Below are 22,516 nucleotides of genomic sequence, written 5' to 3' on the forward strand. Positions count from 1 at the left end.
CTGACTCAGGCCGGCCCCACGATGTTGCCCTCGCGCACATCGTCGCGGCACTCGATCCGGCTCTTGCCGGTCTGCTGCACGCACAGCTGCACCTGCTGCTCGATGCCGGGCGGGTAGACCTCATCGGTGGGCCCGGGCGCGACGGTGGGGCTCGGCAACGTGCCGTTGTACAGAGACCACACCGCCTGGTTGGCGGCAGGCAGGTGTGCGCAGTAGGCCTGCGCACCGGTGGTGCTCTCCCCCGCCGCACCCAACGGCTCACAGTCCGCGCCGATCAACACCACCGGCAGGTGGGGCACCGCGGTGCCCGCCGCCGGCGTCTGCTCCTGCTCACCGGAACGTTTCTCCAGCACCACCACCATCGCGACCAGCCCGGCGATCAGCACCGCCGCCGCACCCGCGCCCAGCCACGCGAGTTTCCGCCGCGAGGACGACCGCGGCGTCGTGCCCGGATCCGACGCGAAGGCCAGCTGGGTGGCGTCGGTCTCGTCGGAGCCGCCGAGCTGCTGCTCCAGCGCGCGGGCGAACTGGCGACAGCTGGCGAACCGTTCCCGGGGCTGTTTGGACAGTGCGCGCCGGAACACCGGGCTCAGCGCCGAGAGCTCGGGGCGGCGCTCGGCGATGTCGGGCGGCTCGGCACTGATGTGCTGACTGATCACCACGGCCTGATTACTGTGTTGGAACAGCGGTTTGCCGGTCAGCAACTGAAAAGCCGTGGCCGCCAGTGCATATTGATCGGCCCGGCCGTCGACGTCGCCGCCCATCAGCTGCTCGGGCGCCGCGTAGGCCACGGTGCCGACAGCCACGTCGGTCGCGGTCAGTTTGGCGGAGTCGTCTGCCCATCGAGCGATGCCGAAATCGCCCAGATACACCCGGGGTTCCTCGGAGTCGGGATCGGCGAGCAGGATGTTGGCCGGCTTGATGTCGCGATGCAGCAGCTGCCGCTGGTGGGCGTAGTCCAGCGCGTCGGCGATGGCTTTCACGATGTGGATCACCAGCGCCACCGGCATACCTTGCGGGTACTGCTTGGTCAGCAGCTTGCCGGCGTCGGTGCCGTCGATGTAGTCCATCGCGATCCACAACTTGCCGTCGGCCTCGCCCCGATCGTGCACGCTGACGATGCCGGGATGCGACAGTCCGGCCACGATGTCAGCCTCCCGGATGAACCGCTGGCGGTACTCCTGGTCCTCGGTGTGATTGGCCCGCAGCACCTTGAGCGCGTCGCGACGGGGCAGCCGCGGATGCTGGGCCAGATACACCTCGCCCATCCCGCCCACGCCCAGGGTCGCCAGGACCTCGTATCCGGCGAACTCCTGGCCGGTCTCTAGCGGCATGAGCGACCGTCACTCTCCTGCATTGGCTGACTGTTGACCCGGGCGAAGTCGAGTAAACCCCAGTCAGCGGCGCCGTGCGGCGGCGAGTCCCGCGTCCAGTCGCGCGAGCAGGCGTTTTGCCGCGACCACGTCACTATCGTCGTCGCCGAGGCCCAGGGCCAGCGTCTGCGCCCACTCCTGCTGCAGCAGCGCCAGGTTCTCCGCCGACAACGCAGTCGGATAGAGGTTGACGCCGCGGCGGTCGTGGGGATCGACCCGGCGCTCGACGAACCCGCGCTCCTCCAGCCCGCGCAGTGCGGTACTCAGGTTGCTGCGCTGCAGGCCGGTGGCCTCGGCCACCGCGCTGGGGGTGACGCCAGGTTGGGCGTCGATGCAGGTCATCACCTTGGCCTCGGAGGGGTTCAGCATGACGGCCTTGGGGTTGACGTGGCTGCGGAACCGGATCTCGCGGGCGGCGTTGAGGATCAGCTGTGCCAGCTCGGCCAGGTTGTCGGCTTCCATGGCGTGATCGTAGTGCAGTCTTGTTATAGCGTTATAGTTATTGCTCAATAACTATTGCGGAGGACGTTCATGCCCACCACCCGATCGGCCCCGGCACCGGCGGCCACCATCACCACCCCGGTGCTTCTCACCCTGGCGCTGCTGTCGGCCATGGCCCCGGTCGCCACCGACCTCTACCTGCCCGCGTTCCCCCAGATGGCCGACCAACTCGGCGTCGGCGCCTCCGCCGTGCAGCTCACCCTGATGGCCTTCCTGCTCGGTATCACCGCAGGCCAGCTGGTGTTCGGGCCGCTGTCGGACCGAGTGGGGCGGTTCTGGCCGCTGCTCGCGGGCACCGCGGCCTGCGTCGTGGCCAGCGCCGTGGCGGCCACCGCACCGGACATCACCGTCCTGGTGGCCGCGCGCTTCGCCCAGGGCTTCACCGGGGCGGCGGGCATGGTGATCGGACGCGCCATCGTCTCCGATCTGGCCACCGGGCAGACCGCCGCGCGCGCGTTCAGCCTGATGATGATCGTCGGCGGCGTGGCACCGGTGGTGGCTCCCGTCGCCGGCAGCATGCTGGTGGGCCCGGCCGGATGGCGCGGGATCCTGTGGGTGGTGTGCGCCGTGGTGGTGCTCATGCTCGTCGTCACCATCGCGGTGATCCGCGAATCTCACCCGCCGCAGCGGCGCCACCAGCTGCGCGCCGACACCACCACCTCCGCGTGGACGTCGCTGCGGTCGCGGACTTTTGCGGGCAACACCCTGGCCTTCGCCTTCGGGTTCGCGGTGATGATGGCCTACATCTCGGCGTCGCCGTTCGTCTACCAGACCCTGATCGGCACGACCCCGCAGCAGTACGGCCTGATCTTCGGTGTCAACGCCCTCGGCATCGCCGTCATGAGCGCGGTCTCGGCCCGTCTGGCCCGCCGGGTGCCGGCCCGCACGCTGCTGGGCGCCGGCCTGCTGGCCGCCTCGGTGGCCGCCGCCGTGACGCTGGGCCTGGTGGTCACCGGCGCCCCGCCGTGGCTGCTGACTATGCCGATCTTCGTGGCCGTGGCCAGCCAGGGCCTGATTCTCGGCAATGCCACCGCGCAGGCACTGGCCGCCGTGCCGCACCATGCCGGGACCGGCTCAGCAGCGCTGGGCGCCCTGCAGTTCGGCATCGGCGCCCTGGTCGCCCCGCTGGTGGGTCTCGGCGGCGAGCACACCGCACTGCCCCTGGCGCTGGTGATGTGCGGATGCGCCGCCATCGCCGTGGCCGGGTTCGTCCTGGCGCACGGCGGTGAGCGAGCCGACCCGGGTTTCGGTCCGTAGGGTGGGTGCTCGGGTCTGGGCGGCAGACCGCTGTTTCAACTGCGCGCCGCGTTGGAATACGTAGGGCACGCACAGCAGGTCGGGAAACGAGCTCGCGAAGGGGATTCATGTCTGCAGCGGCTGAGCCGGAACGCGTTGATCATGACCGTGACGATCAACCGAACGAGCCGACGGAGATCACCTTCGACGAACACCTGCACCCCGCGCGACCGCGCTCGTTGCGGTTTCGCCCGAAGGTCAAGACGCCGTTCACCCGGCGCTCACTGACCCAGGACGGACCGGCGGCCGGCGACAACCCCGCCTACGTGTCCTGGCTGCTGTCGCAGTCGATGCTCGCGGATGCCAACGAGATCAGCCAGCAGTTCTCCGGCCAGGGTTCCATGTGGCAGAACCCGTACGCGGAGCCCAACCCGCGTAGCGCCGTGGAGACGGCCTCCGTGTGGTTCACGGCCTATCCGTTGTCACTGATCACCCGGTCGAACGAGTCGTTCCTCAAGGCCATGGCCGATGAGGACATGTGGCAGGCGTTCTCCGAGATCGGCATCGAAGGGGTGCACACCGGTCCGGTCAAGCGGGCCGGCGGCATCTGGGGCTGGGAGCACACCCCCAGCGTGGACGGGCACTTCGACCGCATCAGCACCCAGATCGACCCGGCCTTCGGCACCGAGGAAGAGTTCCGCCAGATGTGCGGCACCGCGGGCTGGTACGGCGGCACCATCATCGACGACATCGTGCCCGGCCACACCGGCAAGGGCGCGGACTTCCGGCTGGCGGAGATGAAGTATGCCGACTATCCGGGCATCTACCACATGGTCGAGATCGACCCCCGCGACTGGGAACAGCTGCCGGAGGTCCCGCCCGGCACCGACTCGGTCAACATCGACACCGCCACCGAGGAGTGGCTCGACAAGGCCGGCTACATCATCGGACGGCTGCAACGGGTCATCTTCTACGCCGAAGGGGTCAAGGAGACCAACTGGAGCGTCACCCGGCCGGTGGTGGGCATCGACGGGGTCGAGCGACGCTGGGTGTATCTGCACTACTTCAAGGACGGACAGCCCTCCATCAACTGGCTGGATCCGTCGTTCGCCGGCATGCGCCTGGTCATCGGCGACGCGCTGCACTCCCTGGCGGACCTGGGTACCGGCGGACTGCGCCTGGACGCCAACGGTTTCTTGGGTGCGGAGAAGACCGCCGCCGAGGACAGCACCGCATGGTCGGAGGGCCACCCGCTGTCCGAGGCCGCCAACCACCTGATCGCCAGCATGGTGCGCAAGGTCGGTGGCTTCACCTTCCAGGAGCTCAACCTCACCATCGACGACATCCGCGAGATCGGTGAAGCGGGTGCGGATCTGTCGTACGACTTCGTCAACCGTCCCGGCTATCAGCACGCCCTGGCCACCGCCGACACCGAGTTCCTGCGACTGTGCCTGCGCACCACTCTCGACCTCGGGGTCGACCCCGCCTCGCTGGTGCACGCCCTGCAGAACCACGACGAACTCACCTACGAGCTGTTGCACTGGTCCAACGGACACCGCGACGACCTGTTCCAGTACCGCGGGTATGAGATCACCGGAGAGGAACTGGGGGCTGCCGTCCGCGCCGATCTGACCGAGAAGCTGACCGGTGAGAACGCGCCCTACAACCTGGTTTTCACCACCAACGGCATCGCCTGCACCACCGCCACGGTGATCGCGGCGACGCTGGGCGTCACCGACCTCGACCAGATCGAGGACATCGACCGGATCCGGCGCGCCCATCTGTTGCTGGCGATGTTCAACGCGCTGCAGCCCGGTGTGTTCGCCCTGTCCGGTTGGGACATGTGCGGCATGCTGACACTACCCACCTCGGAGATCTCCCAGTTGCTCCAAGGCGGGGACACCCGGTGGATCAACCGCGCCGCCCACGATCTGATGGGGGTGAACCCCCAGGCCAGCCACTCGTCGGCCGGAATGCCGCGCGGCCGAAGCCTCTACGGCTCCATCCCCGAACAGTTGGCGGACGAGACCAGCTTCCTGCGCCAGCTGCAGGCGATCCTGAAGGTGCGCTCGCATTACGGCATCGCCACCAGCACCCAGATCGACATCCCCGAGGTGTCACACCGCGGCATGCTGGTCCTGGTGCATCAGCTGGCCGAGGAGGGCCGCTACCAGCTGACGGTGCTGAACTTCGCCAATGAGGAGGTGGCCGGGACCGTGCGTTCGGACACCCTGCCGCCGGGGTCAACGGTGTCGGACATGTTCACCGGCAGTCCCATCGCCTCGGTCGACGACCTACACAGTTTCGCGGTGGAAATGCCTGCCCACCATGGGATGTCACTCTTGGTCGAGGCACCTCTGGAAGGGCCTGAGCCCGCATGACGCTGGCCGCCGGGGCTGTCAGGCTCGAGGGGCGCTTCGCCAAGGAGCTGCCCGAGCTGGCGGTGCCCTGGGCCGGCGAACCCGCACCCGCACCCCGGCTGCTCATCCTCAACGAGGCACTGGCCGTCGAACTGGGGCTGGAACCGGATTGGTTGCACACGCCCGAGGGCATCGGATTGCTCACCGGCACAGTGATTCCCGAAGATGCTGCGCCGGTGGCGCAGGCCTACTCAGGCCACCAGTTCGGCAATCTGTCTCCGCGCCTGGGCGACGGGCGCGCCCTGCTGCTCGGCGAGATCGAGGGCCGCGACCTGCATCTCAAAGGATCCGGGCGCACCCCGTTCGCGCGCGGCGGGGACGGACTGGCCGTCGTCGGCCCGATGCTGCGCGAATACATCATCAGTGAGGCCATGCACGCCCTGGGTATCCCCACCACCCGCTCGCTGGCGGTGGTGGCCACCGGCCGTGCCGTGCAACGCGAAACCACGCAGCCCGGGGCGGTGCTGGCGCGGGTGGCCGCCAGCCACCTACGGGTGGGCAGTTTCCAGTACGCCGCACTCACCGGCGGCCCGGACCTGGTGCGGCGGGTGGCCGACCACGCCATCAGCCGGCATCACCCCGACGCGGCCGCCGCACCCAATCCCTATCTGGCGCTGTTCGACTCGGTGATCGCCGTGCAGGCCCAGCTGGTAGCACAGTGGATGCTGGTCGGCTTCATCCACGGCGTGATGAACACTGACAACACCACCATCTCCGGGGAAACCATCGACTACGGGCCCTGCGCGTTCATGGAGGCGTACTCACCCGAGACGGTGTTCAGCTCCATCGACTCCTGGGGGCGCTACGCCTACGGCAACCAGCCGGCCATCGTCGGCTGGAACCTGGCCCGCTTCGCCGAGACCCTGCTGCCGCTGCTGGCCGAGGACACCGACGCCGCCATCGAACTGGCTCAGAGCTCACTGACCGGGTTCCGCGACCGCTACGAGAACGCGTATGCCACCGGGTTGGGCGCCAAACTCGGCGTCACCGAACCGCTTCCGCCGGGCCTGGCGGGCGAACTACTGGACCAGCTGACGCAGAGCCGGGTGGACTTCACCTCGTTCTTCCGGGCCCTGGGCACCGCAGCCCGCGGCGATGCCGAACCGGCGCGCGGTCTGTTCGTCGATCTCGCGAGGTTCGACGCGTGGCTGGCCCGCTGGCGGGAACTCGGGCCGGACCCAGCGTCGATGGACCGCGCCAACCCGCTGTACATCCCGCGCAACCACCTGGTGGAAGAAGCCCTGGCCGCGGCCACCGACGGTGACATGGTTCCGACGCAGCAGCTTCTGACCGCGGTCAGCGCGCCGTACACGGAGCGCCCCGGACTGGCGCGCTACGCCGAGCCCGCTCCCGATGACTTCGTGAACTACCGAACCTTCTGCGGCACGTGAGACATTGGCGAGCAGACGCGAACTCGGACTCGCTGGCGCTCGTCCACCCGAGTTCGCGTCTGCTCGGCGATGCTGGTGACTCAGTCTGGCCGGACGGTGCTCAGGCAGAAGGGGTGACCGACGGGGTCCAGCAGCACCCGCCAGTGCGCCGGGGCGGTCTGTACCTCGGCCTGCACCGCACCGAGGGCCACCGCCGCAGCAACGGCCGTGTCCAGGTCGTCGACCGCCAGATCCAGATGCATCTGCTTGTGCTGCGGACCGTTCGGCCACGACGGCGGCTCGTAGGAATGCACCCGCATCAACGTCACCATCGGCCCGGCACCCGACAGTGCCACCACGCCGCGGTCGGGGGTCGCGAAGACCTCCTCGAGGCCCAGCAGATCGCAGTAGAAACGCACCAGGGCATCAGGGTCCGGGCAGTCGATGGAGATGGACGCCAGGTGGCCGACGGGGGTGGTCATGACCTCAACCCTAGCGTCGGTCCCGGTACCGCCGCGGCACGGTCCACTGCCGGCCGAACTCCGCGTCGAAGCACTCCGGGTCGAACGGGCTGTCGCCGCCGGCCGGAAAGCTGGTCAGCTCCCCGAACACCACCCGGCCGCCGACGTCGTAGAGATCCACGCGCACGAAATCGGTGTCGACGCTCAATCGCTCTGCAAGGCGGATCATCTCATCGAGATGGTGCGGCCGCGACGGCTCGGGGTCAGCCCACGGCGGTCCGCCGCGCAACGGCAGGTGCGTCCAGTCGGGCCGGAAGAAGTCCTGGGTGCGACGGCCGAACCGGCCGCTGTCGACCTGTATGTAGGCACACCGACCGGCGAAGACGAAGAACTTGTAGTCGTCGGGGACCTTGCCGTCGGCGCCGGCCAGCATCTCCTCGACGATGATCTGCCGGGGCATCTGCCCGTACACCCATTCCCGGTTGGGGCCCTGCCCGTACAGCTGCGCCACCCAGCCCGCAGCGATCCGGACGACGTCCCCGCGTGCCGCATGCTCGGCCCGGACATGTTCGTAGCGCCAGCTTCCCGGCTCCGCGGACAACCGGGCTTCTGCGGGCGCCCGCGGCGACACCACGATCGCCGCCCCGCTGCCATGGGTCGGTTTCACCACGTAGGCACCGGGCAGGTCGATGTCGTACAACGCGGCCGGCTCCGCGACCACCGCGTACGCCCGGGGCAGGTACTGCTCACCGACCATTGCTGCCACATACCCGCGGACAGCGGCCTTGTCGGCGAAGGTGACCACCAGGGCACGGTGATCACGCAGCATCTTGTAGCGCACCTTCTCCCGGAAGGTCTGCGGGTTCCGGGTCCGCCACAGCCGCAGCGCCCGCACCAACCTGTTGCGCTCCCGCCGGCGGACGGCCGAATGACTGTGCCTCAGTGCGCTTCTCCATACTCGCCGAACCAGTAGGCCAGCTTCCCGCGCCGGCTCACGGCGCGCAACCGGCGCTCCGCGGCGGCGCGGGTCTTGGAGGTGGTGACGATCAACAGCTCGTCCCCGCTTTCGATCCGGGTGTCCGGCAGCGGAACGAAGGTGTGCTCATCCCGGATGATCAGGGTGATGACGCTGGGATCGGGCAGCCGCAGTTCGAGCACCGTCACGTTGTGCAGTCGCGAGTCCGGCGCCACCGTCATCGTCAGCAGTTCGGCGTCCAGGACGTCCAACGGGGCCGCCTCGACCTGGATCTCGCGGGTGGTCTCGCGTGAGATCAGGCCCAAACCCCGGGCGACGGGCCGCAGGCTCGGCCCCTGGATCAAGGTGAACACCACCACCAGCACGAAGACGATGTTCAGCAGCCGGTAGCTGTCGGGCACCCCCGCGACGATGGGAAACGTCGTCAACACGATGGGTACCGCGCCGCGCAGGCCCGCGCAGGACAGGAAGAGCTGCTCCCGCCACGGGATCCGGAACGCGACCAGCGACACCACCACCGAGATCGGCCGCGCCACGAACAACAGGACCAGGCCGATGACGATGGCCGGTACCACGTCTGGCAGCAGCTCACTGGGATTGATCAACAGCCCCAGGATCACGAACAACCCGATCTGGGCCAGCCAGCCCAGACCTTCGGCAAACGACCGGGTGGCCGATCGGTGGGGCAGGCCGGCGTTGGCCAGCACCACCGCTGCCAGGTACGCCGCCAGGAAACCACTCGCGTGTGCGGTGCCCGCCGACGCGAACGCCACCATCCCCAGCCCGAAGATCAGGATCGGGTACAGCCCCGATGCCGGCAGAGCCACCCGGCGGATCAGGACGGCGCCGACGAATCCGCAGACCAGACCGATCACCACGCCCGCGATCAGCTCGTAGGCGATCACCGCCACCGCGGTCTCGGGTTCGAAGACGAAGGGCACCACCGAGAAGGTCAGCACCAGGATCACCGCGGGGGCGTCGTTGAAGCCGGATTCCGCTTCCAGCAGTCCGGCCACCCGGCGCGGCAGCGGAATCAGGCGCAGCACCGAGAAGACCGCCGCGGCGTCGGTCGAGGACACGATCGCGCCCAGCAAGAACGCCAGCTGCCAGTCCATTCGCAGCAGGACATGCGCACCGACGGCGGTGACCACGGTGCTGATCACCACGCCCACCGTGGCCAGCGCCGCCGCGGGCGCCAGCATGCTGCGGATGTCGCCGAATCTGGTGGTGAGCCCGCCCTCGACCAGGATCACCGCCAGCGCCGCGGTGCCGACGTTGCGGGCCAGCTCGGCGTTGTCGAAGTCCAGTCCCAGCACGTCCTCGCCCAGCAACACGCCGACGAGCAGGAAGAACAGCAGCGCCGGGAACCCGACCCGGGTGGCCACCCGGGTGCCGACGATGCTGAACAGCAGCACCAGACCACCGATCAGCAACGCCGCGTACAGCTGCTGCAAGGTCATCTGGTTCCGTCCGCCGGGGTGGGTGCGCACAGTAAAGCAGGGCCGGCAGCCCGCCGATACGCCAAGATGAGCTGGTGGGACAGCGAAAACTGCGGATTGCGATCGCCGGGGCGGGCAACGTCGGCCGCTCGGTGGCGCGGGAACTGCTGGACTACGGACACCAGCTGCTCCTGGTCGAGAAGGAACGCCGCCGCTTCGAACCGCATTCCGTGCCCGCCGCGGACTGGCTGCTGGGTGACGCCTGCGAGCTGTCCACCCTGGAGGAGGCCGGCGCCCAGACCTGCGATGTCCTGATTGCCGCGACCGGTGACGACAAGGCCAACCTGGTGGTGGGGCTGCTGGCCAAGACCGAGTTCGGCGTCGACCGGGTGGTGGCCCGCATCAACGAGGTGGACAACGAGTGGCTGTTCAGCCAGGCCTGGGGCATCGACGTCGCGGTGTCCGCGCCCGGGGCACTGGTGGCCGGGGTGGAAGGTGCCATCGACATCGGGCACCTGGTCCGGCTGATGGGGTTCCGGGAGGGCCAGGCGGAGCTGACCAAACTGACGCTGCCCGCCGACAACCCATTGGTCGGCGCACAGGTGGGGGTCCTGCGGCTACCGGCGAACACCGCGTTGGTGACGCTGCTGCGCGGGTCCGAGGTCATCCTGCCCGGGCCCGGCCACGTGCTGGAGGCCGGCGACGAGATGGTGTTCGTCGCCAACAGCTCGGCCGAACAGTCGGTCCGCGATGCCATCGGTGGGGCCGAGCTGCTGCGCGCGCGGGTGGAGCACGAGTGAACGGGTAGCATCGTCGTCGCAATGAGCGAGAACGTCCCTGGTGTCCGGACGGCCGCCGACGGGACGACTTCTGGTCGCATCTCCGACGAAGCGCGCCGCCGCCGGACCTTCGCAGTGATCAGTCACCCCGACGCCGGTAAGTCCACCTTGACCGAGGCGTTGGTGTTGCACGCCCGCATCATCACCGAGGCCGGGGCCATCCACGGCAAGGCGGGCCGCCGCTCCACCGTGTCGGACTGGATGGAGATGGAGAAGGCCCGCGGCATCTCCATCACCTCGACGGCGCTGCAGTTCCCGTATTCGACGGGCGGGCAGGACTGTGTGATCAACCTGCTGGACACCCCCGGCCACGCCGACTTCTCCGAGGACACCTACCGCGTCCTGACCGCGGTGGACTGCGCCGTGATGCTGATCGACGCGGCCAAGGGACTGGAGCCGCAGACCCTCAAGCTGTTCCAGGTGTGCAAGCACCGCGGCATCCCGATCATCACCGTGATCAACAAGTGGGACCGCCCGGGCCGGCACGCCCTGGAGCTGATGGACGAGATCAACGAGCGCATCGGCTTGAAGACCACACCCCTGACCTGGCCGGTGGGCATCGCCGGTGATTTCAAAGGTGTGCTGGACCGTCGCACCGGCACCTTCATCCGCTTCACCCGCACCGCGGGTGGGGCCACCGCCGCCCCCGAGGAGCACATCTCCCCCGACCGGGCCCACGACGCCGCGGGCGACGACTGGGACACCGCCGTCGAGGAATCCGAACTGCTGGAGGCCGACGGCGCCGATTACGACGAGGAGACGTTCCTCGGCGGCATCTCGACGCCGGTGCTGTTCACCTCGGCCGCCCTGAACTTCGGGGTGAACCAGCTTCTCGACGTGCTGGTGCAGTTGGCGCCGCCGCCCAGCGGTCAGCCGGACGTCGACGGCAACCGCCGCTCGCCGGAATCACCGTTCAGCGCGTTCGTTTTCAAGGTGCAGGCCGGGATGGACTCCTCGCACCGGGACCGCATCGCCTACGCCAGGGTGGTCTCGGGGACCTTCGAACGCGGCGATGTGCTGACCCATGCGGCCACCGGTAAACCGTTCGTCACCAAGTACGCCCAGTCGGTCTTCGGCCAGAACCGCTCCACCCTCGACAGCGCCTGGCCCGGTGACGTCATCGGCCTGGCCAACGCCAACGTGCTGCGTCCCGGTGACACCTTGTTCCGCGATGTCGCGGTGCGCTACCCGCCGATCCCCAGCTTCTCCCCCGAGCACTTCTCCGTCGCCCGCGGCAAGGACCCCAGCAAGCACAAGCAGTTCCGCAAGGGTATCGAGCAGCTCGAGCAGGAGGGCGTGGTGCAGGTGCTGCGGTCGGATCGCCGCGGCGACCAGTCCCCGGTGCTGGCCGCCGTCGGTCCCATGCAGTTCGAGGTGGCCAGCCACCGGATGGCCGCCGAGCTGTCCGCGCCGATCTCGTTGGAGCCGTTGCCCTATCAGGTGGCCCGCGCGGTGCACCCCGACGATGCCGATTTTGTGAACCGGCAGCCGTCGGCCGAAGTGCTCACCCGGTCCGACGGTGTGATGCTGGCGCTGTTCTCCACCCGGTGGCGTCTGGAAGGGTTCCAGCGCGACCACCCGAAGATCCGGCTGAGCTCGCTGGTCGCCGCCGGCGACGCCTGAGTACCGGCTACCCGGTAGCCGCTTCTGGCGGCCAGCGTTGACGACGCATACGGCCTGCACCGGCAGGGTGGTGGGCATGTCGATACCCATCTCGGAACCCACTGCGTTCCAGGGGGCGCGGCCCGCCCGGCCGTTCTACAATCCCGGCGTGCACATCGGCCGACCCGTCGACCGCGTCGAAGGCGCGCAGAAGGTGACCGGGCAGGCGCGCTACACCGCGGACACCCCGATGGACGGACTGGCATACGCCGTGCTGGTGCAGTCGCAGGTGCACCGTGGAACGGTCACCCGGGAGTCGCTGGCCGACAGCGCCGATCGGGCCGCCACCGCGCCCGGCGTGCTGCACGTCCTGACTCCGCTGAACTGCCCCACCCTGGCGCCACCACCGGAGGACATGACCTGGGACCTGCCCATCGAACGGCGGCCACCGCTGGCTGACCTGACGGTGCAGTACGCGGGCCAGCACATGGCCGTGGTGGTGGCCGACACCTGGGAGAACGCCACCGCCGCCGCCACGGAATTCGATCTGCGCTACGACGAGGCCGAATCCGACGGCGTGGGGGTGCGCTCCGGCAGCTACCACCCCGACCACTTCGTCAAACTCGAGCACGAGTTACTCCAGGACAGCCGCGGCCACCGGCCCACCGACGCAGTGCACCGGGTGGAGGCGGTGTTCCACACCCCGGTCAATGCGCACTATCCGATCGAGCTGTCGGCGGTCATCGCGGCTTGGGACGCCGACACCCTGACCGTGCACGACAGCACCCGGTGGATCACCGGCGAGCGACGGGTGCTGGCCGCCTGGCTGGGCCTGTCGGAGAGCCGGATCCGCATCGTGTCCCCCCTGGTGGGTGGCGCGTTCGGGTCCAAGAGCTTTCTCTGGATGCACGTGATCCTGACCGCGGTGGCGGCCCGCCAGGTGGGCCGCCCGGTCAAGCTGGTCCTGACCCGCAACCAGATGTTCACCTCCACCGGGCACCGGCCACGCACCGAACAGCGGGTGGTCCTGGCGGCCGACGCGGACGGGCTGCTGCTCAGCACCGAACACCACACCGATACCGACACCTCCACGGTGGCGCATTTCTGTGAGCCCGCCGGGCTGTCCAGCCGGATCCTGTACCGCTCACCACATCTGGACGTATCCCATCGCACCACCCGGATCAACGCGCCCACACCGTGTTTCATGCGCGGCCCCGGCGAGGCACCGGGTCTGTTCGCCCTCGAGGTGGCAATGGACGAACTCGCCCTGACCGCCGGTCTGGACCCTGTGGAACTGCGGGTGCGCAACCACACCGGCATCGACCAGGCCGGCGGACGGCCCTGGTCGGCCGAGCACCTGCTGGACTGCTACCGCATCGGCGCGCAGCGGTTCGGCTGGCAGGATCGCCCGCTGCAGCCGCGTCGCCTGCAGCGCAACGGAATTCAGATCGGGACCGGTATGGCCACCGCCACCTACCCTGGCCGGCGGATGCCCGCGTCGTGCCGGGTGCGCACCCTGGCCGACGGTCGGGTGCAGTTCGCGTCGGCCACCCACGAAGTGGGCACCGGGGTCCGCACCGTGATGACACAGATTGCCGCCGACGCATGCGGCCTGCCGATCGAGCAGGTCGAATTCCTCTCGGGCGATTCGTCTTTCCCGGATGCTCCCTACAGCGGGGCTTCCCAGACCACCGCCACGGTCGGCTCCGCGGTGCTGCAGGCAGCCCAGGAGTGGCGGCGCCGGACCGATGCCGGTGAACCGGGCGATTTCACGGTCACCAGCGCTCCGGGGGAATCCGAGCTGCCCTCACAGTCTTTCGGCGCCCACTTCTGCGAAGTAGAAGTCGACGAGGATCTCGGCCGCGTCACCGTCACCAGGTGGGTGGCGGTGATGGACTGCGGCCGCGTGCTCAATCCGAAACTCGCCCGCAACCAGGTGATGGGCGGCATCCTGTTCGGCGTCGGCATGGCATTGCTGGAAGAGGTTCCCTACGATCCGCGGACCCATCAGCTGATCGGGGAGTACTACGTACCCACCCATGCCGACCGCCCGGTCTTCGACATCAGCTTCGTCGACGGCGACGACCAGGCCCTCAACCCCGTCGGGGTCCGCGGCATCGGTGAGATCGGCGCGTGCGGGGTGCCCGCCGCGATCGCCAACGCCGTCTTCCACGCCACCGGCCGTCGACTGCGCAGCCTACCCATCACCCTCGAGGACCTGATGCGTCCGTTCGAAGCGAGCACCTCATGAACATCGACCTCACCGTCAACGGCGCGCACCGGGACGTCGACGTCGACGTCCGCGCCACCTTGCTCGACGTGCTGCGCGAACGACTCGGCCTGACGGGTACCAAGAAGGGTTGCGACCACGGCCTCTGCGGCGCCTGCACGGTGTCGGTGGACGGTGAGCGGGTCCTGAGTTGTCTGACACTGGCGGTCTCCGTCGACGGCGCCGAGGTGCTGACCATCGAAGGCCTTTCCGGTGCAACAGAACTCAGCCCGCTGCAGGAGGCGTTCTGCAGGCACGACGGGTTCCAGTGTGGGTACTGCACACCGGGACAGATCTCCTCGGCGCACGCCATGCTGCGCGAACACGCCCGCGGTGATCTCAGCGCACAATCCTTCGAGACCCCGGGTTGCGCCGCCCTCTCCGATGCCGAGATCCGGGAACGGATGGCGGGCAACATCTGCCGTTGCGGCGCCTACGCCAACATCGTCGCCGCCATCCGGGAGGCCGGCTCATGAAGACGTTCGAGTTCCAGCGGGCCACCTCCCCCGAAGACGCCGTCCGCCGGGCCGCCGCGAGCGACGGCACCTTCTACGCAGGCGGCACGAACCTGCTGGACCTGATGAAGAACGGCGTGGCACAACCCACCACGCTGGTGGACGTGCGCCGGGCGCTGCAGGCCGAAGTCAGCGCCACCGCCGCCGGAGGTGTCCTGATCGGCGCCGGGGTCACCAACTCCGCCGCCGCCAACCACCCTCTGATTCGCACCCGCTATCCCGTGCTGTCGCAGGCCATCCTGAGCGGCGCCACCACCCAGCTGCGCAACATGGCCACCGTGGGCGGCAATCTCACCCAGCGCACCCGCTGCCCCTATTTCATGGACACCGCGTTCAGTGCCTGCAACAAGCGCATTCCGGGGTCGGGGTGCTCCGCGCTGACGGGGTTTCACCGCGAGCACGCCATCTTCGGCGCCGACGACAGCTGTGTGGCAGTGCACCCGTCCGACATGGCCGTCGCGCTGAGCATGCTCGACGCGCAGGTGCACACGGTGAGTACGGACGGTGCCCGCACCATCACGATCGCGGAGTTCTTCCGGCTGCCCGCGGGCGCACCGGATCGTGACAACGTGCTGCGGCGCGGTGAACTGATCACCGGCATCGAGTTGCCGCCGTCGACCCTGTCCGGGCACTGCTGGTATCTCAAGGTCCGGGACCGCCACAGCTACGCCTTCGCGCTGGTCTCGGTGGCCGCCGGGCTCGAGCTCGACGGTGACGTGATCCGCGGCGCCGCAATCGCTCTCGGCGGTGTGGCCGCCACGCCCTGGCGGGTGGCCGAGGCCGAGCAGGCGCTGGTGGGCCGCGAACCCGGCGGCGCCGCGTTCCGCGACGCGGCGCAGCTCGCCCTGCTCGGAGCAAAACCTCTGAGCCAGAATGCGTTCAAGGTCGATCTCGGGAAGCACAGCGTGGTACGCGCGCTGACCCGGGCGTGGAACAATCATCCGGAACCGACCTAGCGCTGGAGGCCGTCATGACCCGAGTTGTCATCGCCGACGATGACGTGTTGCTGCGCGAAGGGCTGGCCAGTCTGTTGCAACGCTCCGACTTCGAGATCGTCGGGCAGGCCGGGGATCACGATGAGCTGCTGGCGGTGGTTCGCGACCAGAAGCCCGACCTGGTGGTCACCGACATCCGGATGCCCCCCACCCACACCAGCGAGGGCCTCGACGCCGCCCAGGCCATCCGGGCCGAACTGCCCGACACGGCCATCCTGGTGCTCTCGGCGCATGTCGAGGTGGACCACGCGATGGAACTGCTGGCGGGCGGCAAGGCGATCGGCTACCTGCTCAAGACCCGCGTCACCGACGTCAACGAATTCGTCGACACCGTGGCTCGGATCGCCGGGGGTGCGTCCATCGTGGACCCCGCACTGGTCCAGGAACTGGTGTCGGCGCGACGCCGTGACGACCCCCTGGCCGCGCTGAGCACCCGTGAGCACGAGGTGCTGACCCTGATGGCCGAAGGCCTGTCCAACGCCGGCATCGGGCGGCGCATCTGGGTCACCGAAGGCACGGTCGAAAAGCACGTCCGCAGCATCCTGACCAAACTGGACCTGCCGGAGACCGGCGATGATCACCGCCGGGTGCGCGCGGTGATCATGTACCTCGACTCGCGTTAGCCCTGCACCAGGCGCCGGATCGACTCCGGCGACAGCGCGAACTTCGGGAGGAACCCCAGCGCCGGGCTGTCGGCGATCAGGTCGGCGAAATCCTGCTCGTCGTGCGTGGAGATCAGGATCACCGACGGCTCCGGTGGACCCGCCCGGTGCAGGGCCTGGGCCACGTCGAAACCGCTCTCGGCGCCCAGGTCGATATCCAGCAGGATCACGTCGGGGTGCAGTTCGTGGGTGCAGTCGAGCGCTTCGGCTTCGGTGGCGGCGATACCGACGACGTTGAAACCCGCACGCTCCAGCATGCTGGTAGCCGCCACGCGGAACGCCGCGCTGTCGTCGACGATCAGACAGCGCATCGGGTCAGGTTCTTGTGGCACGTTTCCACAGTGTCAGAGCGGCGGCGGCGCGGCATTACCGCTAACCGGAAAATCTGTCCCCCCGCTCGCCGGACCCACACTGACCTCGCCTTTCGGCCGTACGATCAGCGCATGTACGCGGAGATGTCGCTGCGGGAGCGACTGCTGGCGCTGGTCTTGCGGCCCACCGCACCACCCCTGCTCGTGGGTGTCGTGACCGCAGCCGCCCTGATCGCGCTCGAGGTGCTGCTGGTCCATCTGCTCAAACAGGTGGCCCCCGAGAACGCGTTCGGTGCGGTGTTCCTGCTGGGAGTACTGGTGGTCTCGGCCAGTTGGGGATTCGGGCTGGCCCTGGCGACATCGCTGGCCAGCACCCTGGCCTACGTCTGGTTCCATCTGATGGAGGGCAGCGGCAGCCTGGCCCCGGCCGCGTTGCTGTTCCTGACCATCGCGCTGCTGTCCAACGTCCTGGTGGGGCAGGCGCGGTTGCGGGCGCTGGAGGCCGATGAACGCCGACGTGAGGCCGACCAGGCAGCCGCGGCCGTCAGCGCGCTGGCCGAGCAGCAGGCCGCCCTGCGCCGCGTCGCCACCAAGGTGGCCCGAGGCGCCGACCCCGCCGCGGTCTATCCCGTCGCGGTGGCCGAACTGGCCCGCAGTCTGCACGCCGAGCACGTCACCCTGCTGCGGTTCCACGACGGCGAGGCCGAGGTGCTCGCCACCGCCGACGACCAGAACACGCTGCGGCTACAGGCCGGTGAGCGGCTGGCGCTCGGCGGTGACGGGGTGGCGGCGCAGATACTGGCCACCGGTGTGCCCGCCCGGGTGGACGACTACCGCACCGCGTCCGGGCCGACAGTCGCTCGCGTGATGGAGGCCGGGCTGGCATCCGGGGTGGGGGCGCCCATCACTGTCGACGGCCGGGTCTGGGGAGCCCTGCTGGTGGGCTCGGCGCAACCGGCGCCGATGCCCGCCGACACCGAGGAGAAAGTCTGCGACTTCGCCGATCTGGTGGCCACCGCGATCCTCAACTCGGAGACCCGCGCCGAGCTCACGGCGTCGCGCGCCCGCATCGTGGCCGCCGCCGATTCGGCGCGCCGGGGCTTCGAGCGGGATCTGCACGACGGCGCGCAGCAGCGCATCGTGTCACTCGGGCTGGAACTCGGCGCCATCCAATCGGCGGTGGCCGCGGACAACGCCGAGGCGGGCGCTCAACTGTCCGAGGTGGTGCGGGGGCTGTCCGGGCTCTACTCCGACCTGCAGGAGCTCTCCCGCGGCATCCACCCGGCGATCCTCTCGCGCGGCGGGCTGGGCCCGGCCATCAAGACGTTGGCGCGCCGCTCACCGGTGCCCGTGGACCTGCAGTTGGAGATCGACGCCACCATCCCCGACACCGTCGAGGTCGCGGCGTACTACGTGACGGCCGAAGCCCTGACCAACACCGCCAAGTACGCCCAGGCCTCCGAGGTCCGGGTACACGCCCGCACCGGCGCCGGGCAGCTGCACCTGCGCATCTCCGACGACGGGATCGGCGGTGCCCGGGCCGGCGGCGGTTCCGGGTTGGTGGGGCTCAAGGACCGGGTGAACGCCCTGTCCGGAGAGCTGATCGTCGAGAGCCCGCCCGGGTCGGGAACCACGCTGGCCGTGACCATCCCGCTGACGCCCCAGCACTGAGCTCACGGGCACCGGCCGGGTCGGTGACCCCGGCCCACTGCAGCCGGCACAGCACCCCGAAGTGATCCGACGGGAACACCCGCGGCAACGCCGGATCGATCGGTTCGCGCCCCAGCAGCTCGATACCGCTGGGTGTCCATGCCGAACCCTTCACCAGCACCCGGTCGAAGCGCACGTGGCGGTGCTTGTCCTTCATGTCGTAACGCATGTGGTTGATCGAGGTGTCCTCGGTGTACCCGGGTTCCTCGGGGCGCAGGCTCGGCCACATGTCCTGAAAGGCCGGGTCCAGGGCGTCGTCCTCGTCGTCGCGCATGTTGAAGTCGCCCAGCACGATCACGTCAGCGGTGTCCCGGAAGGTCCGGAACAGGCACCCCAGTTGTCGGGCCCGAACATGGCGGTTGCGCTTGCCGCTCTCGAGGTGCACCGATACCACGTTCTGGACCACGCCGTTGACGGCCAGTCCGACGGTCAGGTAGCCGCGCGACAGCTGGGTGGGCAACCTCGTGTAGGTGGCCGCCCGGATCGGGACCCGCGACAGCACCAGCATGCCGTAGTTGCCCACCGCCTCGCCCACCATCGCCGCACGGCGGTAATGCTGACGCACCCACGGCTGCGCGCAGATGATGTCCATGGCCGCCGGGGTGACTTCCTGGAAGACCATGACGTCGGGCTGCTCGCGAGCGAGCAGGCCGGCGATGGCGCGGTGGCGCTGCTCGGCGTGCAGGTCGTTGAACCAGATGTTGTAGGTGGCGACGGTCAGCTGTTCGCGCCGGTCCAACCGGTGGTCGGGCTGGTCGTGCCAGCGACCGTGGCGCGCGTCGTATCCGGCCACCGGCAGCGTCCTGCGGTTCCTCAGCCAGCGCTGCACGCAGGTCCTGATACCCGGGTCGGGAACTCCCCAACCATCACGGCCAGGGTCGCTCGGTCCACATCCCCCTTCGGTGTCTGCGGCAGGGCGGGCACGGCGACGAACCGCTGCGGGATCTCGAACGGGGCCAGGAGGGTGCGGCAGTGCTCGGCGATGCGGTCCGGGTCGGTGTCGGCAGTGATGACCACCGCGGCAGTGACCTGCTCGCCGTAGAGGGCGTCGGGCACCCCCACCACGGCCGCCTGCAGCACACCCGGACAGCCGGCCACTACCTGCTCGACGTGCTCGGGCGAGATCTTCTCGCCGCCGCGGTTGATCAGGTTCTTGCACCGGCCGGTCACGATGAGGTTGCCGTCGGGGTCCACGGCACCCAGATCGCCGGTCCGCAGCCAGCCGTCGGCGAACGGGTCGGCGGGCTCGGTGCCCAGATAGCCCCGCATCACCGTCGGACCACGGAAACAGATCTCGCCGTTCATGATTCGCACCTGCAAGCCGGACGGCACGCCCACGGTGTTGCGCCGCGTCTGCGCATCGGCACCGAGACGCGCGGTGGCCGCCTGGTGGGTGGTCTCGGTCATCCCGTAGGCCGCCAGCACCTGGGTGTCGAAGCGTTGCTCCAACTCTGACACCAGGTCGGGGCGCAGCGGGGCGCTACAGCTGCGGATGAAGCGCAACGGGGGCAACGGGTCGCCGCGGCGCGCGACGATCTGGTGGATGGTGGGCACCGCGGTGTACCAGGTGGCGTTCGCCGCAGCCATGTCCGCGGCGAACGTGTGCGCGCTGAACCTTCCTGCGGCAGGCAGCAGGACGGTGCCGCGGGAGGTCAGGGTCGCCAACAGGGTCGCCACCAGTCCGTGGCCGTGGAACAGTGGCATCACCGCCACAGTGGCGTCCTGCGCGGTGAGTCCGTAGGAGTCCACCACCGCGTGTACACCGGCCGACAGGCTCTGATGCGTCCAGGGCACCAGCTTCGGGGTGCCGGTGGTGCCGGAGGTCAGCATGATCATGGCGTCCCCGTCGCGCAGCCCGGCCGGGTCGTCCAGCAACGCCAGTCGGCGCGTCCGCTCGGCTTCGGGCAGTGCCGGATCCAGCGGCGCCACAACGGCTCCCGCCCGCGCAGCCGCCAGCAGCGTGACCACGTATTCCAGTGTGTTGCCGCCCGTCACCGGCACCACGCGCCCACTGATCCCGCTGGCCCGGGTCCCCACCAGGTCGTCGAGTTCGCCGTAGGTGACCGGAGCACGGTCGACGATCAGCGCCGTCGATTGCCTTGGCGCCCCGGCGAGCAGGTCGCCCAAGTGGTGCCATCCGGGCCGGGATGCGATCATCGGGGCAGTCCTTTCGGGTTCAGATCGGTCAGGTGGCCGCTCTCGGTACCGGCGTGGATGTCGAGCTCGCAGTCGATCAGTGCCGGTTGTCCCGACGACATGGACTCTGTCAGGGCAGCTTTCAGGTCCGCCGGAGTGCTCACGTGGTAACCCGCGCCTCCGAAGGCACGGATCAGGTACTCATGGTGGGCCCGCGCGTCCAGCACAGTGGGCGCGGGCGCGGCGCCGGTCGGGTCCACGTCGTCGCCGCGGTACACCCCGCCGTTGTTCAGGATCACCACCGTGACCGGAAGCCGGTAGCGGCAGATGGTTTCGATCTCCATGCCGCTGAAGCCGAAAGCACTGTCGCCCTCGATGGCCACCACCGGCTGGCCGCTTTCCACCGCGGCGGCGATGGCGTAGCCAAGGCCGACGCCCATCACGCCCCAGGTGCCGCAATCCAGGCGGTGCCGAGGCACGCTCATCGGCAACACATTGCGCCCGACGTCGAGGGTGTTGGCCCCTTCATTGACCACGTAGGCCTGGGGGTAGCCGGCCAGCACCTCCCTGATGGCGCCCAACGCGGTGTGGAACTGCATGGGTACGGCGTCGGCGCTGCACCGGTCGGCCATGGCGGCGTCGTTGACGCGGGTGCGGTCGGCGAGCTGAGCGCGCCAGACCCTCGGGCAACGGACCGGGTGATCGTTCAACCCCTCGACCAGGGCACCCACCACCGAGCCGATGTCACCGGCCAGCGGCACTGCGGTGGGCTGATTGCTGTCGAATTCGCCCGGGTCGATGTCGACCTGGATGAACTGCGCATCCGGTGACCACTGCGGCGCAGCACCGTGGGCCAGCAGCCAGTTCAGCCGCGCGCCCACCAGCAGCACCACGTCGGCACTTTTGAGTGCCAGCGAGCGCGCCGCTGCCACGGACTGCGGATGGCCGTCCGGCAGCAGCCCTTTGGCCATCGACATCGGCAGGAACGGGATGCCGGTGGCTTCGACGAGAGCGCGGATGCTGTCATCGGCGCGGGCGTAGGCGGCACCCTTGCCCAGCACGATCAGCGGCCGCTGCGCGGCGGCCAGCAGGTCGAGGGCGGCAGCCACGCTGGCCGCCGCGGGAAACTGCTCCGGCGCAGGGTCATTGATCTTCCAGAGTCCGGCGTCGGCCGTGTCGAGGGTCTGGGCCAGCACCGCGGCCGGGATGTCGAGGTACACCCCGCCGGGCCTGCCGGACGCCGCGATCCGCAGCGCGCGGGCGATGCCCCGACCGATGTCCTGGGCGCGGTTGATGCGCAGCGCGGCCTTCGCGTACGGCTTGGCCGCCGCCAGCTGATCCAGCTCCTCGTAGTCGCCGCGCTGCAGATCCACCAGGGCGCGGTCGCTGGAGCCGCCGATGTGCACCATCGGGAAGCAGTTCACCGTCGCGTTGGCCAGTGCGACCATCCCGTTGAGGAAGCCGGGACCCGACACCGTGAGCAGCACACCGGGTTTGTGTGTCAGGAACCCCGCCGCGGCGGCGGCGTGGCCGGCCGCCGACTCGTGCCGGAACCCGATGTAGCGGATCCCGCTGGCCTGGGCCAGCCGGGCCAGGTCGGTGATGGGGATGCCGACCACGCCGTAGATGGTCTCGACGTCGTTGAGCCGCAGGGCATCGACCACCAGGTGGAAGCCGTCTGTCTCGGTCATGCCCCGAGTG

19 protein-coding genes are annotated in these 22,516 nt (G+C 69.2%); 10 read left to right on the forward strand and 9 right to left on the reverse strand.

Annotation, left to right across the window (positions count from 1 at the left end; translation table 11 throughout):
• Positions 1-5: 5 nt before the first annotated feature.
• Together G6N58_RS06720 and G6N58_RS06725 are read right to left on the reverse strand one after the other, a co-directional pair.
• On the reverse strand, positions 6-1,334 hold the full coding sequence (locus G6N58_RS06720) for a serine/threonine-protein kinase (RefSeq protein WP_068919125.1): 1,329 nt from the start codon (positions 1,332-1,334) through the stop codon (positions 6-8).
• Between the two features lie 63 nt (positions 1,335-1,397).
• Complete coding sequence (locus tag G6N58_RS06725) at positions 1,398-1,835, reverse strand: MarR family winged helix-turn-helix transcriptional regulator (protein WP_115279262.1); 438 nt, start codon at positions 1,833-1,835, stop codon at positions 1,398-1,400.
• Positions 1,836-1,904: 69 nt separating this feature from the next.
• Between G6N58_RS06725 and G6N58_RS06730 the strand changes: the two genes are divergently transcribed.
• The 3 genes from G6N58_RS06730 to G6N58_RS06740 all read left to right on the forward strand — a co-directional run bounded on the left by G6N58_RS06730 (position 1,905) and on the right by G6N58_RS06740 (position 6,921).
• Positions 1,905-3,131, forward strand: a complete 1,227-nt coding sequence (locus tag G6N58_RS06730; RefSeq protein ID WP_115279261.1) for a multidrug effflux MFS transporter — start codon at positions 1,905-1,907, stop codon at positions 3,129-3,131.
• A gap of 107 nt (positions 3,132-3,238) precedes the next feature.
• Positions 3,239-5,491 carry a maltose alpha-D-glucosyltransferase gene (treS, locus tag G6N58_RS06735; RefSeq protein ID WP_115279260.1) on the forward strand — a complete coding sequence of 751 codons (2,253 nt, stop codon included), beginning with the start codon at positions 3,239-3,241 and terminating at the stop codon, positions 5,489-5,491.
• The gene (locus G6N58_RS06740; protein ID WP_115279259.1) at positions 5,488-6,921 is read left to right on the forward strand and encodes a protein adenylyltransferase SelO; all 1,434 of its coding nucleotides are present in this window, start codon (positions 5,488-5,490) and stop codon (positions 6,919-6,921) included. The genes treS and G6N58_RS06740 overlap by 4 nt, the downstream gene beginning before the upstream one ends.
• Before the next feature lie 80 nt (positions 6,922-7,001).
• On the opposite strand, the gene G6N58_RS06745 is transcribed toward G6N58_RS06740, so the two are convergent.
• The 3 genes from G6N58_RS06745 to G6N58_RS06755 are packed head-to-tail and all read right to left on the reverse strand — an operon-like array spanning position 7,002 to position 9,797.
• On the reverse strand, positions 7,002-7,382 hold the full coding sequence (locus G6N58_RS06745; protein ID WP_115279258.1) for a VOC family protein: 381 nt from the start codon (positions 7,380-7,382) through the stop codon (positions 7,002-7,004).
• Between the two features lie 10 nt (positions 7,383-7,392).
• The gene (locus tag G6N58_RS06750; protein ID WP_232068082.1) at positions 7,393-8,256 is read right to left on the reverse strand and encodes an ATP-grasp fold amidoligase family protein; all 864 of its coding nucleotides are present in this window, start codon (positions 8,254-8,256) and stop codon (positions 7,393-7,395) included.
• A gap of 44 nt (positions 8,257-8,300) precedes the next feature.
• On the reverse strand, positions 8,301-9,797 hold the full coding sequence (locus tag G6N58_RS06755; RefSeq protein ID WP_115279257.1) for a potassium/proton antiporter: 1,497 nt from the start codon (positions 9,795-9,797) through the stop codon (positions 8,301-8,303).
• A gap of 89 nt (positions 9,798-9,886) precedes the next feature.
• On the opposite strand from G6N58_RS06755, the gene G6N58_RS06760 reads away from it, so the two are divergent.
• From G6N58_RS06760 to G6N58_RS06785, 6 genes are all read left to right on the forward strand, one after another.
• Positions 9,887-10,576 carry a potassium channel family protein gene (locus tag G6N58_RS06760; RefSeq protein WP_068920238.1) on the forward strand — a complete coding sequence of 230 codons (690 nt, stop codon included), beginning with the start codon at positions 9,887-9,889 and terminating at the stop codon, positions 10,574-10,576.
• A 21-nt stretch (positions 10,577-10,597) separates the two neighbouring features.
• Entirely contained in the window at positions 10,598-12,238 is a 1,641-nt protein-coding gene (locus tag G6N58_RS06765) for a peptide chain release factor 3 (RefSeq protein WP_068919131.1), read from the forward strand.
• Between the two features lie 76 nt (positions 12,239-12,314).
• Positions 12,315-14,468: a xanthine dehydrogenase family protein molybdopterin-binding subunit gene (locus G6N58_RS06770; RefSeq protein WP_115281726.1), complete on the forward strand. Its 2,154-nt coding sequence runs from the start codon at positions 12,315-12,317 to the stop codon at positions 14,466-14,468.
• Positions 14,465-14,962: a (2Fe-2S)-binding protein gene (locus tag G6N58_RS06775; protein WP_115279256.1), complete on the forward strand. Its 498-nt coding sequence runs from the start codon at positions 14,465-14,467 to the stop codon at positions 14,960-14,962. The genes G6N58_RS06770 and G6N58_RS06775 overlap by 4 nt, the downstream gene beginning before the upstream one ends.
• The gene (locus tag G6N58_RS06780) at positions 14,959-15,957 is read left to right on the forward strand and encodes an FAD binding domain-containing protein (protein ID WP_115279255.1); all 999 of its coding nucleotides are present in this window, start codon (positions 14,959-14,961) and stop codon (positions 15,955-15,957) included. Before G6N58_RS06775 ends, G6N58_RS06780 begins: the two co-directional genes overlap by 4 nt.
• Before the next feature lie 14 nt (positions 15,958-15,971).
• Positions 15,972-16,619 (forward strand): response regulator transcription factor, encoded by a 648-nt coding sequence (locus G6N58_RS06785; RefSeq protein ID WP_115279254.1) that lies wholly within the window; start codon positions 15,972-15,974, stop codon positions 16,617-16,619.
• Here G6N58_RS06785 and G6N58_RS06790 read toward each other — a convergent pair.
• Positions 16,616-16,969, reverse strand: coding sequence for a response regulator transcription factor (locus tag G6N58_RS06790; protein WP_115279253.1), 354 nt, complete (start codon positions 16,967-16,969; stop codon positions 16,616-16,618). The genes G6N58_RS06785 and G6N58_RS06790 overlap by 4 nt on opposite strands.
• Before the next feature lie 132 nt (positions 16,970-17,101).
• Between G6N58_RS06790 and G6N58_RS06795 the strand changes: the two genes are divergently transcribed.
• Positions 17,102-18,640, forward strand: a complete 1,539-nt coding sequence (locus G6N58_RS06795; RefSeq protein WP_115279252.1) for a GAF domain-containing sensor histidine kinase — start codon at positions 17,102-17,104, stop codon at positions 18,638-18,640.
• On the opposite strand, the gene G6N58_RS06800 is transcribed toward G6N58_RS06795, so the two are convergent.
• Genes G6N58_RS06800 through oxc form a run of 3 tightly spaced genes read right to left on the reverse strand, consistent with a single transcriptional unit; the run spans position 18,537 to position 22,506 of the window.
• Positions 18,537-19,508, reverse strand: a complete 972-nt coding sequence (locus G6N58_RS06800) for an endonuclease/exonuclease/phosphatase family protein (RefSeq protein ID WP_232067760.1) — start codon at positions 19,506-19,508, stop codon at positions 18,537-18,539. The two genes, G6N58_RS06795 and G6N58_RS06800, sit on opposite strands and share 104 nt — an antisense overlap.
• Positions 19,493-20,836 carry an AMP-binding protein gene (locus G6N58_RS06805; RefSeq protein ID WP_115279251.1) on the reverse strand — a complete coding sequence of 448 codons (1,344 nt, stop codon included), beginning with the start codon at positions 20,834-20,836 and terminating at the stop codon, positions 19,493-19,495. Before G6N58_RS06805 ends, G6N58_RS06800 begins: the two co-directional genes overlap by 16 nt.
• A complete protein-coding gene (oxc, locus tag G6N58_RS06810) occupies positions 20,833-22,506 on the reverse strand; it encodes an oxalyl-CoA decarboxylase (RefSeq protein WP_115279250.1) in 1,674 nt (557 codons plus the stop codon). Before oxc ends, G6N58_RS06805 begins: the two co-directional genes overlap by 4 nt.
• Positions 22,507-22,516 lie beyond the last annotated feature (10 nt).

It is taken from the genome of Mycolicibacterium tokaiense (genome assembly GCF_010725885.1).
Taxonomy (GTDB): domain Bacteria; phylum Actinomycetota; class Actinomycetes; order Mycobacteriales; family Mycobacteriaceae; genus Mycobacterium; species Mycobacterium tokaiense.

Bases quoted from the DNA above. Each gene is read 5' to 3' on its own strand.
- G6N58_RS06720 (WP_068919125.1), bottom strand. From the start codon at position 1,334: ATGCCGCTAGAGACCGGCCAGGAGTTCGCCGGATACGAGGTCCTGGCG.
- G6N58_RS06725 (WP_115279262.1), bottom strand. From the start codon at position 1,835: ATGGAAGCCGACAACCTGGCCGAGCTGGCACAGCTGATCCTCAACGCC.
- G6N58_RS06730 (WP_115279261.1), top strand. From the start codon at position 1,905: ATGCCCACCACCCGATCGGCCCCGGCACCGGCGGCCACCATCACCACC.
- treS (WP_115279260.1), top strand. From the start codon at position 3,239: ATGTCTGCAGCGGCTGAGCCGGAACGCGTTGATCATGACCGTGACGAT.
- G6N58_RS06740 (WP_115279259.1), top strand. From the start codon at position 5,488: ATGACGCTGGCCGCCGGGGCTGTCAGGCTCGAGGGGCGCTTCGCCAAG.
- G6N58_RS06745 (WP_115279258.1), bottom strand. From the start codon at position 7,382: ATGACCACCCCCGTCGGCCACCTGGCGTCCATCTCCATCGACTGCCCG.
- G6N58_RS06755 (WP_115279257.1), bottom strand. From the start codon at position 9,797: ATGACCTTGCAGCAGCTGTACGCGGCGTTGCTGATCGGTGGTCTGGTG.
- G6N58_RS06765 (WP_068919131.1), top strand. From the start codon at position 10,598: ATGAGCGAGAACGTCCCTGGTGTCCGGACGGCCGCCGACGGGACGACT.
- G6N58_RS06770 (WP_115281726.1), top strand. From the start codon at position 12,315: ATGTCGATACCCATCTCGGAACCCACTGCGTTCCAGGGGGCGCGGCCC.
- G6N58_RS06775 (WP_115279256.1), top strand. From the start codon at position 14,465: ATGAACATCGACCTCACCGTCAACGGCGCGCACCGGGACGTCGACGTC.
- G6N58_RS06780 (WP_115279255.1), top strand. From the start codon at position 14,959: ATGAAGACGTTCGAGTTCCAGCGGGCCACCTCCCCCGAAGACGCCGTC.
- G6N58_RS06785 (WP_115279254.1), top strand. From the start codon at position 15,972: ATGACCCGAGTTGTCATCGCCGACGATGACGTGTTGCTGCGCGAAGGG.
- G6N58_RS06790 (WP_115279253.1), bottom strand. From the start codon at position 16,969: ATGCGCTGTCTGATCGTCGACGACAGCGCGGCGTTCCGCGTGGCGGCT.
- G6N58_RS06795 (WP_115279252.1), top strand. From the start codon at position 17,102: ATGTACGCGGAGATGTCGCTGCGGGAGCGACTGCTGGCGCTGGTCTTG.
- G6N58_RS06805 (WP_115279251.1), bottom strand. From the start codon at position 20,836: ATGATCGCATCCCGGCCCGGATGGCACCACTTGGGCGACCTGCTCGCC.
- oxc (WP_115279250.1), bottom strand. From the start codon at position 22,506: ATGACCGAGACAGACGGCTTCCACCTGGTGGTCGATGCCCTGCGGCTC.